This is a genomic window from Psychrobacter maritimus (assembly GCF_029953575.1).
GTDB lineage: Bacteria > Pseudomonadota > Gammaproteobacteria > Pseudomonadales > Moraxellaceae > Psychrobacter > Psychrobacter maritimus.
Genome location: NZ_CP124526.1, coordinates 162,256 through 180,038 on the forward strand (window position 1 = coordinate 162,256; position 17,783 = coordinate 180,038).

Annotated in this window: 18 protein-coding genes; 12 read left to right on the forward strand and 6 right to left on the reverse strand. The window is 43.0% G+C overall.

Annotated elements, in window-relative coordinates:
- Positions 1–232: 232 nt before the first annotated feature.
- The 4 genes from aciT to serB all read right to left on the reverse strand — a co-directional run bounded on the left by aciT (position 233) and on the right by serB (position 3,211).
- Positions 233–610: an AciT family ciprofloxacin tolerance protein gene (gene aciT / locus QJS82_RS00695; protein ID WP_227673586.1), complete on the reverse strand. Its 378-nt coding sequence runs from the start codon at positions 608–610 to the stop codon at positions 233–235.
- The gene (locus QJS82_RS13740) at positions 588–641 is read right to left on the reverse strand and encodes a hypothetical protein (protein WP_367179659.1); all 54 of its coding nucleotides are present in this window, start codon (positions 639–641) and stop codon (positions 588–590) included. Before QJS82_RS13740 ends, aciT begins: the two co-directional genes overlap by 23 nt.
- A 219-nt stretch (positions 642–860) precedes the next feature.
- Positions 861–1,871: a DUF368 domain-containing protein gene (locus tag QJS82_RS00700; RefSeq protein ID WP_281490883.1), complete on the reverse strand. Its 1,011-nt coding sequence runs from the start codon at positions 1,869–1,871 to the stop codon at positions 861–863.
- Positions 1,872–2,023: 152 nt separating this feature from the next.
- Complete coding sequence (serB, locus tag QJS82_RS00705) at positions 2,024–3,211, reverse strand: phosphoserine phosphatase SerB (protein ID WP_281490884.1); 1,188 nt, start codon at positions 3,209–3,211, stop codon at positions 2,024–2,026.
- Between the two features lie 437 nt (positions 3,212–3,648).
- Between serB and QJS82_RS00710 the strand changes: the two genes are divergently transcribed.
- From QJS82_RS00710 to QJS82_RS00735, 6 genes are all read left to right on the forward strand, one after another.
- Positions 3,649–5,199, forward strand: coding sequence for a hypothetical protein (locus QJS82_RS00710; RefSeq protein WP_281490885.1), 1,551 nt, complete (start codon positions 3,649–3,651; stop codon positions 5,197–5,199).
- A gap of 188 nt (positions 5,200–5,387) precedes the next feature.
- Complete coding sequence (locus tag QJS82_RS00715) at positions 5,388–5,624, forward strand: PA3496 family putative envelope integrity protein (protein WP_045443968.1); 237 nt, start codon at positions 5,388–5,390, stop codon at positions 5,622–5,624.
- 455 nt (positions 5,625–6,079) lie between these two features.
- Positions 6,080–6,637: a UPF0149 family protein gene (locus tag QJS82_RS00720; RefSeq protein ID WP_201565040.1), complete on the forward strand. Its 558-nt coding sequence runs from the start codon at positions 6,080–6,082 to the stop codon at positions 6,635–6,637.
- A 162-nt stretch (positions 6,638–6,799) separates the two neighbouring features.
- Positions 6,800–7,288, forward strand: coding sequence for a YbjQ family protein (locus QJS82_RS00725; protein ID WP_348651558.1), 489 nt, complete (start codon positions 6,800–6,802; stop codon positions 7,286–7,288).
- A gap of 46 nt (positions 7,289–7,334) precedes the next feature.
- Positions 7,335–7,871, forward strand: a complete 537-nt coding sequence (locus QJS82_RS00730) for a YbjQ family protein (RefSeq protein ID WP_281490887.1) — start codon at positions 7,335–7,337, stop codon at positions 7,869–7,871.
- Positions 7,872–8,248: 377 nt separating this feature from the next.
- Positions 8,249–9,172: a bile acid:sodium symporter family protein gene (locus QJS82_RS00735; protein WP_281490888.1), complete on the forward strand. Its 924-nt coding sequence runs from the start codon at positions 8,249–8,251 to the stop codon at positions 9,170–9,172.
- A gap of 290 nt (positions 9,173–9,462) precedes the next feature.
- Here the strand turns inward: QJS82_RS00735 and QJS82_RS00740 are convergent, their stop codons facing one another.
- A complete protein-coding gene (locus QJS82_RS00740) occupies positions 9,463–10,548 on the reverse strand; it encodes a formate/nitrite transporter family protein (RefSeq protein ID WP_281490889.1) in 1,086 nt (361 codons plus the stop codon).
- Positions 10,549–10,705: 157 nt separating this feature from the next.
- Between QJS82_RS00740 and QJS82_RS00745 the strand changes: the two genes are divergently transcribed.
- The 6 genes from QJS82_RS00745 (at position 10,706) to QJS82_RS00770 (ending at position 16,421) form a co-directional block, all read left to right on the forward strand.
- Positions 10,706–11,284 carry a hypothetical protein gene (locus QJS82_RS00745; protein WP_281490890.1) on the forward strand — a complete coding sequence of 193 codons (579 nt, stop codon included), beginning with the start codon at positions 10,706–10,708 and terminating at the stop codon, positions 11,282–11,284.
- A 120-nt stretch (positions 11,285–11,404) separates the two neighbouring features.
- Entirely contained in the window at positions 11,405–14,362 is a 2,958-nt protein-coding gene (locus QJS82_RS00750; protein ID WP_281490891.1) for a valine--tRNA ligase, read from the forward strand.
- 136 nt (positions 14,363–14,498) lie between these two features.
- Positions 14,499–14,963, forward strand: a complete 465-nt coding sequence (locus tag QJS82_RS00755; RefSeq protein ID WP_281490892.1) for a hypothetical protein — start codon at positions 14,499–14,501, stop codon at positions 14,961–14,963.
- Between the two features lie 21 nt (positions 14,964–14,984).
- Positions 14,985–15,377: a hypothetical protein gene (locus tag QJS82_RS00760; protein ID WP_281490893.1), complete on the forward strand. Its 393-nt coding sequence runs from the start codon at positions 14,985–14,987 to the stop codon at positions 15,375–15,377.
- 166 nt (positions 15,378–15,543) lie between these two features.
- Complete coding sequence (locus QJS82_RS00765) at positions 15,544–15,966, forward strand: YbaN family protein (RefSeq protein WP_201565049.1); 423 nt, start codon at positions 15,544–15,546, stop codon at positions 15,964–15,966.
- Between the two features lie 245 nt (positions 15,967–16,211).
- Positions 16,212–16,421, forward strand: coding sequence for a cold-shock protein (locus QJS82_RS00770; RefSeq protein WP_010201661.1), 210 nt, complete (start codon positions 16,212–16,214; stop codon positions 16,419–16,421).
- Positions 16,422–16,634: 213 nt separating this feature from the next.
- On the opposite strand, the gene QJS82_RS00775 is transcribed toward QJS82_RS00770, so the two are convergent.
- Complete coding sequence (locus QJS82_RS00775; protein WP_281490894.1) at positions 16,635–17,717, reverse strand: YeiH family protein; 1,083 nt, start codon at positions 17,715–17,717, stop codon at positions 16,635–16,637.
- Positions 17,718–17,783: the final 66 nt, after the last annotated feature.

Here is a 17,783-nt window from a genome sequence, read left to right on the forward strand (position 1 = left end):
TCGAACTCCTAAAGAATGAGACGCAAAATAATGCGTACTTTATAACAATTTTTGCGACAAATATATAATTAGATTATAAACGATTGAACGAATGATAGGTTTCAATTCTTTAGGAGTTACGTAGAGAGCCTTAAGTATCTTGTAACATTCGATGACGGTAGTATGATTGGGCAAAATTAGTGAATGACTGAATTACCGAATTACCGAATTACCGAATTACTGAATTACTGAATTACTGAAAGCGTGGTTGATAGTCATCATCATAGACGGGCGTATGTTCAATATAGCGGGCGGCTTGCAGCTCACGTTGCTCATGCACAGTGCGACTGACGTCTTCGTAACGCAATGCTCTATAAAGTACCCAAGCAACCAAAGGTAGCCAGCTGATACCCATAGCAACCACATAATTGTGCCATTCTGACAATACCAACCAATAGCTTAATAAACTGTGAATGGCTTCAACCGCCAACCAATAGGCCATGCCACCGAACAGATACCATAGCAACCAACGCTGCGACGATAAGGCAAGCGCCAGTAGCAAGCCTAGCAGCAGACCAGTACCCAGTATGGCGCCAGCGCCCCATGTTTCACTCGCAAAAGTAGAAAATATTGTTAATAACATTGTTCATCTCGCTCTTCATCAGGTGAATTCCAACACGGTCATTATGGAAGTTTGTGACCTAAAGCTAAAGAGGCTAGCGACGACTTTGCGACAACAGCTGACGTTTGATTTTTTTAAACGATATTAAGGAAATACTGTGCAAATTCTGCCATTATTGCCAAGAAAATTACCAACAAAAAAGCACCACAATTATGGGCGCTTTTTTGGAATTAAAGTGTTTTTTGAGGTCTATTTAACTTTAAGGACGAACGCCGCGGCGCCCCCACCATGATAGAGCGGTTACCAACACGGCTCCTAACACCATCAAGCCTAACGTAGTTAGCCAATGAGCACCAGTAGGATACTGCCATGGCATGACATTGTTGATGGCATCGCTATTTAACGTACCGAGCGCATCGGTTTTCCATGGCCATACTTTCACCAGCGAGCCGGCGATAAAGCCTGTTAGCAAGGCAAGGGTTGCTTGATAGTAGCGTGATAGCAGCCATTTGAGCATACGGGTAAATAATAATAACCCCGTTGCCATACCGGCAATGACGGTAAAAATAATACTAAAGTTTAGCGTATGGACCGCTTCGAGTATCGAATCATAAGCGCCCATTAACAATAGGATAAAGGACCCTGAGATACCGGGTAATATCATCGCACAAATGGCAATCGCGCCCGCAATGAACAAATAAGGTAAGCTTGGTGCCGTGGTCAATAACGGCAAGCTACTAATAACGACCGCGCTACCAGCCCCCAGCAAAAATAATGCGACCCGTCCTATATTCCAGCGCGTAATTTCAGTTAATAAAATAAAGACAGTGGCGACTACCAAACCAAAAAAGAACGACCAAATCAGTAAAGGCTGATTGTCCAATAAATGCTTAATAAGTCCGGCTAAAGTAGCAAAACTGGTGGCGATACCAAGTAATAAACACACTAAAAAAGTAGCATCGACCTGTCGCCATACTGCAATGAAACCTTTAAGCCCGCCTTGTTGGCGAAATATCTGCCATAGATTGGGACCGACGCTACTTAAGGCATTAATTAAGCGCTCATAAATCCCCGCAATCAAGGCAATAGTACCGCCAGAAACACCGGGTACAATATCTGCCGCACCCATCGCAATACCTTTGACATAAACACCCAGTAACTGTTTTGGAGTGTCGTGATAAATAGGCGAGCTTTTTTTAATTAAATGCTCATTATCTAGATTATGGGAAGATGACGGCGCATCTGGCCGCGGTGATTGTGATGCCGTCATGGACATTCCTTTCTTATTTAACAGGATAAAAGTGAGATAAATAGGATAAAAGAGATATAGATATATAAAGGCTTCAACCATAAAGCCTTCAATTATAAAAGCTAGGTCAAAGACAAATCCTTAACCTAGCTTATTTTTAGAGTAGTTAAGCGTTATTTTGTACGTACAAAGGCTGGATAGCCAAGCGCATAAAGCACGCCTTCAAGCCCTGTGACATTGACCGCGGCGTCTGCACGCGCTTGGACGATGGGCTTGGCATTAAACGCCACACCCAAATCTGCCAGAGCCATCATCGGTAAGTCATTAGCGCCATCACCGACGCAGACCACTTGCGACATATCAATGCCTAAGCGCTCAGCGGTATGCTCAGCAATCGCCGCTTTTTTCGCGCCATTAATAATCGGTAGTTGCACATGACCGGTGACTTCGCCATCTTCGATATCTAGCGCATTGGCATGTACTTCATCGATGCCCAGCTGCTCAGCGATATAACGGGCAAAATAGGTAAAGCCGCCTGAAACCAAGACCGTATGATAACCCAAGACTTTAAGCGCACTGATAGTCGTGCGCGCACCTGTCGACAAGGTCAAACGGCTGCAAATATCATCGAGCACGCTGGTTGGAATACCTTTTAATAAGGCCACGCGCTGAGCAAAAGATTCGTCAAAATCCATTTCACCGCGCATCGCCGCTTCGGTAATGGTTTCGACTTGCTCACCGATACCAGCGGTTTTTGCCAGCTCAACGATGACTTCTTGCTCAATCAACGTAGAGTCCATATCGAAACAGGCAAGCTTATGGGTACGTAACATATGGCCGAGCGATAAGATATGACAATCAACAACATCTAAATGCTCGCCCGCGATTGCGCTTTGCGAGTTTTTATAGTCTTCGGCTAAGTCATGACGTAGACGCGTGGTCAATTGGTCATCGATAATGTGCGCTGCTGCTGTCTTTTTAGCCGGGTGCATCAGCGTATCGGTGACTGGCACCAGCAAATAGCGGAACACTTGCACATCAATAAACGAGTGCTTGGCAAATGGCTGCGTAGTGTCTATATCAGCAATCTCAACATCGACAAAATTGGCATCGGCATCTTCTGCTACGGTGACCAAATGCCAGTTTGGCTGCTCATCCACCCATGATTGCACATATTGATGGATATCGAGCGAGGATACATGCGTAGGCAATACCACAATCAACGCAAAAATAGGCAAGGATTGCAGCGCATCAAAATCATGCAGATTAGTACCCGCAGGCAATAATGACGCTACAGAATCGACGGCTTGTTGCCATGCTTTGCTGTCTTTTGGTAACGAGTAAGATGTATTTTTTTGCATCGCTCAATTGTCCCTTGTATGCTGATATAAGATTAGGAATAATAACAGTTTTACTGGGCAGCGCCTATAGATGAGGTACAAAGTCTCACAGTCAGATAAAAATGCTTGGTATGAGCAAAAATCGCCATTGAATAAAAGAAAATTCTTACAATAAATTTATGATATTAGCTGACGCCATAACCATTAGTATGGTGATATAGTAGAGAAAATAAACGGGGATTTGTCGATGTGCGCGTGGGCCAAACATACTTGCACAACAAATCTCATGTACGATAGTCAGGTCTCGTAAATGACATTTGATTAAATATTATTTAGTGAGTAGCTGCGGTAGTAAATTGAGCCAAAGTAAATATAAAAAAGATAGCTGCATACTCTTCCAGAAAATGAGCCATAGCCTCGTTTTTTAATTCCATTTATCCAAAAAAGTTTAACATATCATGACGTATTTAGCGCCGCGGCAAGGGTTATTTGCCATTATTCTTCTGGTTAGTTTTTGTTTGCAGACCCTATTATTGGTCATCAGTACCGATCAGCAGCTGAGCAATAGCCGTGCCCAAAAGGGCGAGCAAATGGTCGCCCAGCTTATTGATGAAGCGCGCTTGTCTTTAGAAAATAAAGACCGCGTCAGCCTCAGCGTCATAGCCAATCGCTATACCAGTGAGCAGGACGTGACCCGCATACTGATTAAAGACAATAATGGTGATGTCTTGGTGCCGGTCGGTAATGCGCCGATGCAGCAGGGTGATACCATTAGCCAAATCGCCACCAAAGGCGATGCGGTCATCGGTAGTGTGGCCTTGACGCTAAAAGATATTAGCAAGGGTGAGATTATCGCCATGCAATGGCCGTTTGTCATTGGCTCGATGTTGCTGCATTTATTGTTATGGCTGATATATGGTTATATTGCGCGCCCAAGTAGAGAGCAAATCAATGCGCTAAGCCGTGATATCCAAGACTTGCATCGCGAGCAGTATCGACAACTTGATCAACGTGAATTTGAGCGCGGTTATGAGCGCAACCTTAATCGTGAAAGCGAATCAGACAGTGAGCTTAACCTTGGATATGCCTCTAACTCAACTGGTTTCGATAGCGCGATTAAAGAAACCGCTCACGATACCAGTAGCAAAAAACCGCATACTCGAAAATTAAACATTCATAGTGCGGTAAATCAGTATGTCAGAGGGCAACAAGGTCAGGATACCGCGCTGAACACTGATGACAATAATAATGGTAATGAGGGCAATAATGGCAATGACGCTGAAAACTATACGGTAAATAGTGCGGGCAGTAATAATACGGACAGCACACAAGACGAAATAGCGGCTAGTCATGAGAATGGCAGTAGCCATAAATCTGCTAGTGCTGCGCGCTTGTCGGCTACGCGTCCATTCGATAGTGTCAGCGTTCAGATTGTCTTTCACGATGAGTTCAACATGCTTGAGCGCCTAGCGCCATCGCAGCGCCTGCCTTATTTGGCCTTATGTACCCAATTATTGAACCAAGCAGTGAATGAGCTACTTAAGCAGCCATTGTTGCTTGGGGTCAGCGCACTTAATGAGCCACACTTTGATGAAAGCGGCGCTTATGTGATGCTAAAAGCAGACAACAGCCACGCCAAAGTCGCGTTGGCAGGTGTGATGCTTGGCAAACTGTATTTGATGCTGAATAAAATCATTCATGATAAGCATGTCGAGCTATCAAGATTTGCCTTACCAGCAAAAGCGGGGGTGAGTGATAATGCGCAAGTCGAGGCAATGAGCCATCTGTTAGATAGCGTGGGTAAAAAGGAGCAAATGCTTATTTTGCTACCCAATGCTGGCCTTAAACAAATCAGCCATCATGTACAAGTACAAAGCATCATGCGCCCAACCACCGTTTATGAGCGCGAATGTGCGATATTCGATGGCGGCAATGATGCCATGATTCAGCGTTTAGCCGATGTGCGCAATGCAGTATTAATGATTGAAGAGGCAGAAGAGCAAGAGTGAATCGTAGCGTTAGATACAGGTGAGCCTCTACAATTGCCTGTGCGATAAGCGTTTGCGCAGGCTTTAACTTTGTACGTGATGCTATGATAGTGATAAAAAGGATTGACAACACTCAATAGAGACTTTATAAGGCATATATATATTCATGTATTTTTAATACCCTTGCCGAAAAATGATAGGAGTTTGTCATGAGTGACGCTGATATTGATGACGATTTTGATGATGATTTTGTAGATGATGATGATGCAAAGATGGTGGAAGAGGCCGAAACAAGTGTGCGTACACGCTTAAGCAGCCTAGAGAAACGCCGTTTGATCGATAATTTGCTAGAAGAAAAACGTTTGGCCAAAGAGCTAAAAGACGATCTTGATGACATCGATAATTTTGATGAAGATGGTGATGACTGGGATGATGACGATCTCTAAATCGTCATGCCCATTATCGGGTTGCAGCTGCCGTTTAACGGATAAGAAAAATGGCTTGGTTCCGTGATTTTTAGCCGAAAGTTGTTAACTGATTAAACCGATTGACAAGCTTAAAATCCTGCTGTCGAATGCATTGTGCTAAGCTGGTTGTTAGGTGTTTTTAATAATATTGCTCAATACTGTTTTTAAGATGAGGGTTCTTAGTATTATTATTCTAAGTACTTTTATTCTTAATATTGTTATTCTCAATGCTATTGGGCTATTAAAAATAACGCGGCAATCAGCGATCTTTAATAGACATGTTTTATAAAAATGCTTTGGACAGGTTTTATGCGTTCAGACAGTTTTTGTTGTTGTCTACCTTGATTTTTAGCTTTCCCGCCTTTTATATTTCTTGTATTTCATAACTTATTTATTGCGCCTGACGTAATCTATCCTCCAAGGACTATCACACTATGAATAACCCACTCAGTTTCGATGAATTATTAGACTATTTGGACAATGAAGAAAGCGCGTTTGTGCTCGATAGTGTTGCCACCCATGGTTTTTTGACCGCGACTGTCATTGGCCGTCCGTTGCCAAATTGGATAGAAGCATTGTTTGAAGGTCATGTCAGTGAAATTCCAGAAAATGTTATCGACGGTATCCAGCGCTGGCGCGAATCGATTATGGCGGAACTAAAAAACGAGACGCCGATTGAGCTACCATTTGGTGAAGATGCCGGTAACGAAGAAGTGGCGGTCGATTTTTCAGATGAGTCAGATATCGTAGCTTGGTCGATTGGCTTTGTTGATGCGATGTATGGCGATGAAGCCAGTGATTGGTTTGAAGATGAAGAAACTGCAGAAGATGTGGCGGTCTTAACCTTACCGATGATTGTACTCAGTGGCATCGATGATGAAGATCCTGAGCTTGCGCAAATGCGTGCCGATGAAGATAAAATGGCGCAAATGGCCAATAGCATCGAAGGTAATTTGACTGAGCTGTTTTTATTGTTCCATACTAACGACTAGAGCCGTTTGTATATAAATAGACAGTGTTTATTAAGTATCATTATCAAAATAAATGCTGTCTATAAATTAATACTGTCGATAAGCATTCTTCCTTACTATTTGCTGAATCTCTAACTATTCATTGAACTCCCTATAAGTCACCGATAAGGCTGTACTATGACTGTGCAACTCTCCAATCTTGAGCACTTACCCAATTATCAGATTACCGAGCGCTTAGATGTCGTATATGGCAGTACCGTGCGCTCAAAGCATGTCGGTAAGGACTTGTTTGCTGGGCTGAAAAACATCGTCGGCGGTGAGTTGACGGCTTATACCGAGCTGTTAGAAGAATCACGTCAAGAAGCGATCGATCGTATGGTGGTTAAGGCAGAAGCTTTGGGCGCTGATGCGGTCGTGGGCCTGCGTTTTTCAACCTCTAGCATTGCCCAAGGTGCATCAGAGCTGTTTGTCTATGGTACAGCGGTCAAAGCCGTCCCGCTGCCGCAGCAGCCAATCTCGACTCATGGTCCTCAATCGCATCAGCCACCGAGCAATCACTCTGGTCATACGGATTTCGATAGTCACAATAACGATCAGAGTCACAGCCAACCAGCGCCTCAGTCGCCAAGCACCGCTGCTGATGATTTGCCACGTTTCAACCCTTTTGGTTAATAAACCATAAAAAGCGGCAACGCTTTTTGATGACACGAGACGTCCGATGAATAACTCTCTTACCCAAATGCTGATGAACTACGCGCCGCTTATCGTCCTGTTTGTGTTGGGCTGGTTTTTTGGGGCGCGGCATGAGCGGCAGCATTTGGCACAACTAAGAGTCGCAGAGCAAGAACTCAGTCATATTATCGTCTCAAGTGAGCGCTTTTATGTGCCAAAACTTTCTGCGGATACTGAGTGCCAGTTGGTCATGGGCAGCGTGGTGATTGCACAAGATTATTTTAAAATGGTCGTAGCGCGCATCTTAAGTATCTTTGGCAAAAATCTGACCACTTATGAAACCTTGCTTGACCGCGCCCGCCGTGAAGCATTGGTACGTATGCGCACACAAGCGCAGGCGCAAGGTTATAACCATATCTATGGTTTACGTCTTGAAGTGAGTAATATCAATCAGTTGGGCAGCATGGTCGAAGCCATTGCCTATGGTACGGCAGTGCTTAGTACTGAGAATTCTACTAAAGCGTCTACTGACGCTTCCATCACTATGCCGACCAAAACCTCCATCAACATTTCCAAAATATAACTTCTTATACCGTCATAGCTATTTAACTAAAAGTAGTATTTAGCGCTAATTCTCTAAAATTACCCCGTAAACGCCCCCGTTTAAACCTCTGTTATTCCTACTCAATCTCTATATGCCGCATTTGACTGGTGAGTCGTTGAATAAAACAGCTAAACCTGACTTTTGACCTATATACTCCCTTTATTAATTCTTAATTATTGTTGATAGTTAGCAATAACATTGCTATGAAAGATGCTATAAAAAATCGTTCAAAATGAAAGTCGTTTAAAACGGGTGATGTTTGTTCTCTATAACCATTAGCAAGGATTGCTAATCAGGCATCATTTAATCATTATAAATTGACCTAGCAATAGGTCTTATCTACAGGGATGTAGTTCATGGAAAGTCTGGCTCTAGTCACCTTAATAAATACCGTTGTTATTCCTATTTGCTTGTTTTTAATCATGATGGGTATGGGTTTGACCCTGATTACCAATGATTTTAAACGGGTATTAAAATACCCAAAAGCTGTCGGTATAGGCTTAACCAATCAGCTGATACTGTTGCCAATCATTGGTTTTGCCCTAGCTAATATCATGCCATTACGCCCAGAATACGCTGTTGGGGTTATGCTCCTCGTTCTGTGTCCGGGCGGCACTACCTCAAACTTATTTACCTATTTGGCTAAAGGGGATGTGGCGCTGTCGGTGACGATGACAGCGATTGCCAGCGTTATTACCGTATTTACCATTCCAATTGTGCTGAGCTTTTCATTGATTTATTTTATGGGCAGCGGTAGTGAGTTTGAATTACCGGTAGTAAAAACCGTGCTTACCTTGGTGGTGCTGACGATTGTGCCTATTAGTATCGGAATGCTGATTAAACGCTACGCCCCAAAAGTTGCCGATCGCTCACAAGTCTATGTGTCTCGATTTGGGGTGATATTTTTAACGTTTTTAGTGCTTTTTTTGGGTTATGTGCAACGCGATATCATTGTCGACGCCTTTATCGCGACCGGCCCTGTATCGGTATTATTAAACGTCTCAACCATGGCGCTCGGTTATTATAGTAGCAAATGGTTCGGCCTTAACTTAGCGCAAAGAACTTCGGTGACGCTAGAGGTCGGTTTACAAAACAGTACCTTGTCGATATTTATGGCATTAACGCTATTATCTAATTATGACATGTCGATGATGCCCGCCATTTATACCTTGGTAATGTTCCTAACGGCAGGGATTTTGGTGCGTATATTTAGCGCTCGGCACAATAAGCTGAGAAAGTCTGAGATAGAAAGTAGTGTGTTGGCAGCGCGTATGCTGTAAACGGGAATGTGTGGTTTATCATAATTAAGCACTCACAATTGCTCGATTATCATTTTTTAGTTATAAAGCTGCATAACCGCTTTCGATATAGTCAGTGCTAAATAAAATAAGTACAAATGTTATAACGGGCTACTGGGGTAAATTTTCCATGCTTGCTGTGTGCTTTGCACCCTCGAGGCGGCGTAAAATTTATCCCAGCTGCCCTGTACTATTTTTAAATGGAATTTATTATAGTTAACGTCGGTTATGGAGCTTTAGCGTGAGATTTAAAAATACCGTGCTGATTATCTCTAGTAAGGTCCACGGATATTGTTTTTTTCCTCTAACTTATCCTTAGCTGTTTTTTCCTTTACTTTGGCTAATTCAAATAGGAAGGTACGGTTTTTAAGTATCGCGACAAATACCACTCCGCCGACGGTATTGCCTATCAACACCACGGCTAAAAATAGCAAATAACGCCCCAAGCTGACGGTATTGCCATAGAGCAAGGCTGAAAAGATTTCGATATTGCCGACGATACTATGATGCAAACCCAAAAAGCCGATACTGCCAGTAATAAGCGTCACCAAGACGATGCGGCTGAGGGTATCGCGCGCTGAGGTCACAAGCCACGCGGTGACGCCCATCATCCAGCCTGCTGAGATGGCGCTGCCGAATATCACCCACCATCTAAACCCTAAGATATGCTCGGCATAAGTATCAATGTCGCTGACGCTAAATAGCTGCATATTTAAACCTAAACCTATCATCAACGCCGCAAATAAACAGCCGCCAACGACGTTACCGGCGATGACGATGCCCCACAGGCGTAGCAGCTTATTGAGCGGTTCGATTTTATTGAGGACGGGTAGGCTTAAGAGTGAGGTTTGTTCGGTAAATAATAATGATTGACCAATGACGACGATAATAAAGCCAATCGGGTAAAGTAGGGAGGCGAGTACCACGGCATAATGGCTCGGTAGCACGCCACTCAAAAGCGCAAAAGCCGATAAAATCATAAAGAAGCTGATGCCAATTTCAAGGCCAGCGGTAAAAGCACTGGTAAATAGCGAGCCAAGCGAGCGCTCAAAAGTTTCTCTGGCATCCATCACTTGCTCAACTAAGATACTGGCATAGCTTTTTGCTTGACTTAAATTGTCATCGTTGGCGAATTTTTTGATGGTTTCTTGGTCTTCTTTGCTAATATCCTCAGAAAAGTCCTCATATTCTAAATTTTCTGTTGCATCGGTGTCGTCTGGCACATCAGCGTTGCTAACGTCCTTGTTGTTAGCACTAGATAGATGGTTAGCGCTCTCATCAATCAAGCGCTTATCATCTATGTTATCAGCTTCAGAGTGGCTGCTATTGCTATAGGTGTGCTCAGTCTCTTGGGACACGGTCGGCTCGCTGTTTATAAGATCATGATTTTAGGATATTGTCTATTCTATAGTAGGACGATAATCTATTATGTTTAGTATTCAGCTAATTGCTGTTATTAATTCTTTATCCTGATTCTTAGTCAAATCTATTCTTTTAATGTAGTGGCGAGAGGTTATGCTAATATTATCCAAATATAGTTCTTGGCAAATCGAGAGGGCAGTGACGGCTAGTCTTCTAAAGCTTGATTTATTATCCGATAATCAAATTGTCGAATACACTCATTACTTACTCGATAATGGATATTATGATGATGCGATGTTATCGATAATTGACGATGACCCTATATATCCAAGAGGCAATAAAGAATCGTTCCAAAGAGCACTTTCTAGTTTAGGTTTTCCAGACATTGATACAGAGCAATCTAAGTGGATTTATACTTACAGGCTCATGAACAATTATGCGATAGCACCAAACAATCACTATGTTTTTGCTAATGAGGCAGTAGGATTTTATTATAAATTTGATGAGTTCTTCAACAATGATAGTCATTTAAAAGAGATAAGTAAGTTCAAGGATTTGCTTTATTATATAGAGGATGCTGGCGACAATTTCTACGTGGGATACATCACGCATGGCTATAATGATCCCGTAACGTTATATCGAATGCAATATCAGTTTTTTCAGCTTTGTCATCAGTGGATGACAGATAATCATCCAAAGATAGAGTCTATTTTCAAAGCGCTATACGCCTAAATTACCTTAGCATCTAACAAAATCTGCCCATCTGCGTTAAAATCACTCTATTAATTATTTTCCCTATTTTTCGATAACTTTGTTTGACCACATTCATTTTTAATAAAAGACCATTCTATTATGAGTACTTCTAATACCCCTGAAAATACCAAGAGCAACCTGACCGAATCTATTCAAGCCGCCTTAAGTCAATTAGAGAACGCCTACAATCCAAGCGATGTCGAAGCAGGCATGTATCAAGGCTGGGAAGACAGTGGTTATTTTAAGCCAAGCTTTGATAAAGATGAGTCGTTCTCTATCGCCTTGCCGCCACCGAACGTCACCGGTTCACTGCATATGGGTCATGGCTTTAATAATGCCATTATGGATGCGCTGACCCGTTATCACCGTATGGATGGTGACAATACGTTGTGGCAACCGGGTACGGATCATGCAGGTATTGCCACCCAAATGGTGGTTGAGCGTCGTTTGGAGGCGCAAGGTATTAAGCGCCGTGATATGACGCGTGAAGACTTTATCGATAAAGTGTGGGAATGGAAAGAAGAGTCGGGCGACAATATCACCCGTCAGATTCGTCGGCTTGGCAGCTCGGTCGATTGGTCGCGTGAACGCTTTACCATGGATGATGGCTTATCGAATGCGGTTAAAGAAGTGTTCGTGCGTCTGTTTGACGATGGTTTGATTTATCGTGGTAAACGCTTGGTCAACTGGGATCCTAAGTTCCAAACGGCGCTATCGGATTTAGAAGTAGAAAACGTCGATGAAAAAGGCAGTTTATGGCATTTCCGCTATCATTTCACTGATAAAGAGTTGCAAACCCAAGAGGGTAAAAACTATCTGGTCGTCGCCACCACGCGCCCTGAAACCTTACTGGGTGACACCGCCGTTGCGGTTAATCCAAAGGATGTGCGTTACGCGCATTTGATTGGCAAAACCATTACCTTGCCAATCACTGGTCGCATTGTGCCTATTGTTGCCGATGATTATGTTGACATCGAATTTGGTACCGGCTGCGTAAAAATCACCCCAGCCCATGACTTTAATGACTATGAACTTGGTCGTCGTCATAACTTGCCATTGATTAATATCCTTGATGAGCGCGCTAAAATTTTGCCAGCGATGGAAGTTTATCCTGATCTGCAAACACGTGAGCCAACATTAGAGACCACGCCAAGTGAGTATGCAGGGCTTGAGCGTTTTGCGGCGCGTAAATTCCTTGTCGAGCAAGCGGGCGAGCAAGGCTGGCTAGAAGATATCGAAGACTACGCGCTCAAAGCCCCGCGTGCTGAGCGTGGCGGTACGATCGTTGAGCCGTGGTTGACCGATCAATGGTATGTAGCAGTAAGTAAGCTTGCCAAGCCTGCGATTGATGCCGTAGAAGATGGTCGTATTGAATTCGTTCCTGCACAATATAAAAACATGTATATGTCGTGGATGACCGACTTGCAGGACTGGTGTATCAGCCGTCAGCTATGGTGGGGACATCGTATCCCTGCATGGTATGACGATGCGACAGGTGAGATTTATGTTGCCCGTGATGAAGCGGAAGTACGCACTAAGTACAATTTAAGCGACGACGTCAAATTGCGCCAAGACGATGACGTGCTTGATACCTGGTTTAGCTCGGGTTTGTGGACGTTTAGTACGCTTGATTGGGCAGACCCTAACGCCGATCCACGCGTGCTTAAAACCTTTCACCCAACCAGCGTGTTGGTCACCGGTTTTGACATCATCTTCTTTTGGGTTGCGCGCATGATCATGATGACCATGCACTTCGTGAAAAACGAAGACGGCACGCCGCAAGTACCGTTTAAGACCGTTTATGTGCATGGTCTGGTACGTGATGGCAATGGTCAAAAAATGTCAAAATCTAAAGGTAACGTCTTAGATCCTATCGATTTGATTGATGGTATCGATTTGGAAACGCTGGTTGAAAAACGCACCAGCAATATGATGAATCCAAAAGATGCGGCGAAAATTGAAAAGCAAACGCGTAAAGAGTTCCCAGAAGGTATCCCAGCCTACGGTACCGATGCGCTGCGCTTTACCTTTACCTCCCTTGCTAGTACTGGTCGCGATATCAACTTTGATCTAAAGCGTGTCGAGGGCTATCGTAACTTCTGTAATAAAATCTGGAACGCCAGCCGCTTTGTACTGATGAATTGTGTCGATAAAGAAGGCAATGCGCAAGCGATTGACCAAGCGGCCAACGTGGATGTTTGGGAATTGCCAGAAAAATGGATCATGAGTCGTCTAAACTCGACGATTAGTAATATCCATCAGCATTTTGCTCAGTATCGTCTCGATATGGTCAGTCATGATATTTATGAGTTTATCTGGAATGAATACTGTGATTGGTATGTTGAGCTTGCCAAAGCCAGCCTCAATGATGACTCGGTATCAAGCGAGCGTAAAGCGCAAATCCGCTATGTATTGCTGCACGTGTTAGAGACTGCGCTACGCTTTAGCCATCCAATCATGCCGTATCTGACCGAGCAAATCTGGCAGACGGTTGCGCCGCTACTGGGTCGTAAGAATACCGACAGCATCGTCGTTGCTGATTATCCACAAACCGATAATGCAAAAATCAGTGAGCAAACTGAGGCGGATATGGCGTGGCTACAGGAGCTAATCGCCAGCGTCCGTAATATCCGCGGTGAGATGAAACTCGGTAATGCGGTACGCTTGCCAGTGCTACTGCAAAATATCTCTAGCGACGAAGATGCGCGTCTATCACGTATCAAAAACCAGTTTAAAGCGCTTGCCAAAGTTGAGAGCTTAGAGATACTAAAAGAAGGTGATGAAGTGCCATTATCGTCATCAAGTATGGTCGGTCAGCTACGCGTGCTTGTGCCAATGAAAGGGCTGATTGATCCAACGGCTGAGCTGGCACGCTTAGGTAAGTCATATGATAAGTTGAAAGGTCAATCCGAAGGTATCGCACGTAAGCTCGGTAATGAAGGCTTCGTCAGTAAAGCGCCTATAGAAGTGGTCGATGCTGAAAAAGCTAAGTTGGCTGAGTTAGAAGGGCAGTTGACGGCGATGACAGCGCAGATGGAAGAATTGAAGGCGTTGTAAATAAAGCGTAAATATCTATAGTAATAAAAGACGCTGTCACAATTGTGATGGCGTTTTTTTATCTCTGGACTATTGCTTAATTTTTCTGATTTTATGATATAACTGATGGCTAGCGAAATAAACAGCAGAGCTAATTATGAAAACTGATGACATCATACAATCCATAAAAAATGAAACATTCGCTGATAAAGAAATTATTCCTAGCGAAATAAAAGACTATGAGATAATGAATATCCCTGATATGAGTGTTCTTAGAGGAATAGCTAAATATCGTGATAAGTTTGAAGTTTTAAGACAGACTGAGACTTGGTCAAACAATGGTGTACGACAATTAGTTTTAGGGTCAATGGACAAGTTCATCACCTTTTTAAAATATATAGATAACGGTGCTTGTCGATGTATCAAGTATCAATATATTAAGCCAGATCCTGAGAAAGAAGAAAGTTTAGGATTGGTTAATTTATTAGTAAAAGTGCAACATGAGCGTCCCTTTGAAGCAAGCTATGAGTGTAAATGCACTATCTGCCGCACTATATTCATATGTCATTCAGGCGAAGAAAGGTTCGGGATAGGATATTCTTGGCGCAGAAAAATCAGTTAAAATAGTCAAAGGAAAGACACCATGCATACGACTAAATTTCTTACCTTAAGCCTCTTAATAGCAAGTTTAACTGCTTGCGTCTCTTTACCGACTAATGAAGACACTTTAACAAATGCCGATCTTATTCGAGCTGCTCAGCAAAAAGAGTCGGCACCAACCGAAGGCGCGCAGCAGTGGGTCATTGGCGTGCATAACGGTATCGAAGTGGTCAAATCCTTTCAATGTTCAGACCTCTGTCCGCAGAATACCTTGCGCGTGATTTATTATGACGTACCTGCCGATGCCACTTGTGAGAGTGTTGGCGGCGTGACCAAATGCATATTAGTACCCATCGCCATTACCGTGATGCCAAAAAAATACTGCTTTCCAAAGGCAATCGCTGATTACTGGGAAAGCTATCCTGCCAAATCGTAGTGAATAACGATCTACATTTACCTAACTGCTAAACAAACTACGTATCCGTAGCAAAACCGTGCAAAATCAGTCTTGAACCTAGGTTTGAACTTCTTTATCTTTGATAGCTTATATAGGTAGTCCAAACCTAACGACCTAATGTCTAACACTGACTGATAAAACTCCCATGACTCAACCAAAAAAAGCTTTTTACTATCGACCTAAGACCAATCAACATAACAGCCCAACCGTACGTTGGACATTTTTGATACTAGGCTGGGTGTTTTTTGTATTGGGTATCATTGGCATCTTGTTACCAGTGATGCCGACTGCACCTTTTATACTATTAGCAGCGGGTTGCTGGGCGCGTAGCTCACGACGCTTTCATTTTTGGCTGATTAATCACAAATATTTTGGTAAATACGTCCGTGATTGGGAAGATCGCCGCGCCGTACCGCTATATGCGAAGTGGTTGGCAACCATAATGATGACCATATCAACAATAATGTTATTTTTTAACATTCCTGCCGATATGATATGGGTCGCATGGCTGCTAGCCGTTGTCTGTACTAGCGTAGCGGTGTTTTTATTTCGTCTGCCCAATGCTTAAAAATAGGCTAAATAGGGCCAAAAAAGGGTAAATAGTTGCACTTAGTTACACGAAAGGTGAGATAAGGCTTGCGATACTGAACTAACCTCCCTATAATACGACCAAGCTTAAGAGCAGTTCTGCACCAAATCATTACCTCGTAGTATTAGTTATAATCCTTCGTTTTAATATTTATCGTTCAGTAGCTATTTGCAAGCGTTACCGGTCACTAGACCATTAATAAATTAAAAAGTAGGATTATCAATATGTCAGATACTCAAAAAGGTACAGTTAAGTGGTTCAACGAAGCTAAAGGCTTTGGTTTTATCGCTCCAGAAACTGGCGCAGACGTTTTTGCTCATTACAGCGAAATCACTGGTTCAGGCTTCAAAACTTTAGCTGAAGGCCAAGAAGTTGAGTTCACTGTAACTCAAGGTCAAAAAGGTCCACAAGCTCATAACATCGTTGCTATCTAATTTGTCTTTATAGACAACTAGAGCAAGATGAATAAAAAACGAACCTTCGGGTTCGTTTTTTTTCGTCTGTTGTTTATGTTTATCGCTTATGATAAATGCCTTAATAATAAGGCGTTAAGCAAAATCTTAGAACAAAAATGCCTACGACTATGGTGATAGTCGTAGGCATTTTTGGTTTGGTGTTAAGAGTTTGGTGTTTAGTCAGTAACTATTTTAGAGTGAAGCAATCACTATATTAATCAGTCCGCCGCCAATGATAAGCCAAGCAAACATCATTGCGCCTAAGATAAGCGGTTTAACCCCTGCTTGTTTAATGGCGCTTAGGTGCGTGGTTAAACCCAGCGCAAACATTGCCATAGTAAGCAACACATCATCGAGCATGACCATACTACGCTCAAAGCTTGCCGTCATTGGCACCCAAGTATGTAGTAACACGACCAAAATAAAGACAAAGGCAAACCATGGCACTTTGACTTGTTGCACACGCTTCATCAATGACAGTTTTTCACCATTTTTGCTACTACCTGTGGTTAAAGCAAACGATAAAATCAGTAAAAAAGGCGCGAGCATCATCACCCGTATCATTTTAGTGACGACCGCCGTATTCCCAACCTCGGTACTAACAGCATTACCTGCGACCACCACTTGCGCGACTTCATGAATGGTTGAACCGGTATAAATGCCGTATTGCTGAGCATTTAGCCAAGGTTGCAACCAGCCAAGCTGATATAAAAACGGATAGAGCAGCATGGCAATCGTACCAAAGACCACCACGGTGGCGACAGCAATAGTGACTTTATGTGCTTCCGCTTTGACGACCGGCTCTGCGGCAATCACCGCTGCTGCGCCGCAAATACTGGCACCAGCACCAATCAATAACGTCGTCTGCTTATCGACTTTGAGCCATCTAGTGCCTAGCCAATAGGTAAGTAAAAATGTCGAGGTTAATACCAATGCATCCGTCATAACGGCGGGCATACCGACACTAGCAACTTGGGTTAAAGTCAGCTTAAAGCCATAAAAAATAATGGCAAGGCGTAATATTTGACCTTTGGCAAAGTTAACGCCATTGCTAAGTTGTTCAGAAAAATTTGGATATAGCGTATTGCCCAATATAATCCCAAGCAAGATTGCTAGGGTTAAAGAAGATAGCCCAATAATACGCCCGTTCGACCACGTATCTAAGCTCATATTCAGCCATAAACAAAACAAGCTACCAATCAGCACGAAAATCAGCCCCAAAATATGGCGGTTATGCGGAAAGTAGTTATGCATGTTTTGTGCTAAAGCGTTCATGTCGTACGCACCTATTATTTATCATCTATAATCGAAATAAGCATAAGCTTATGAATAGACAGTATA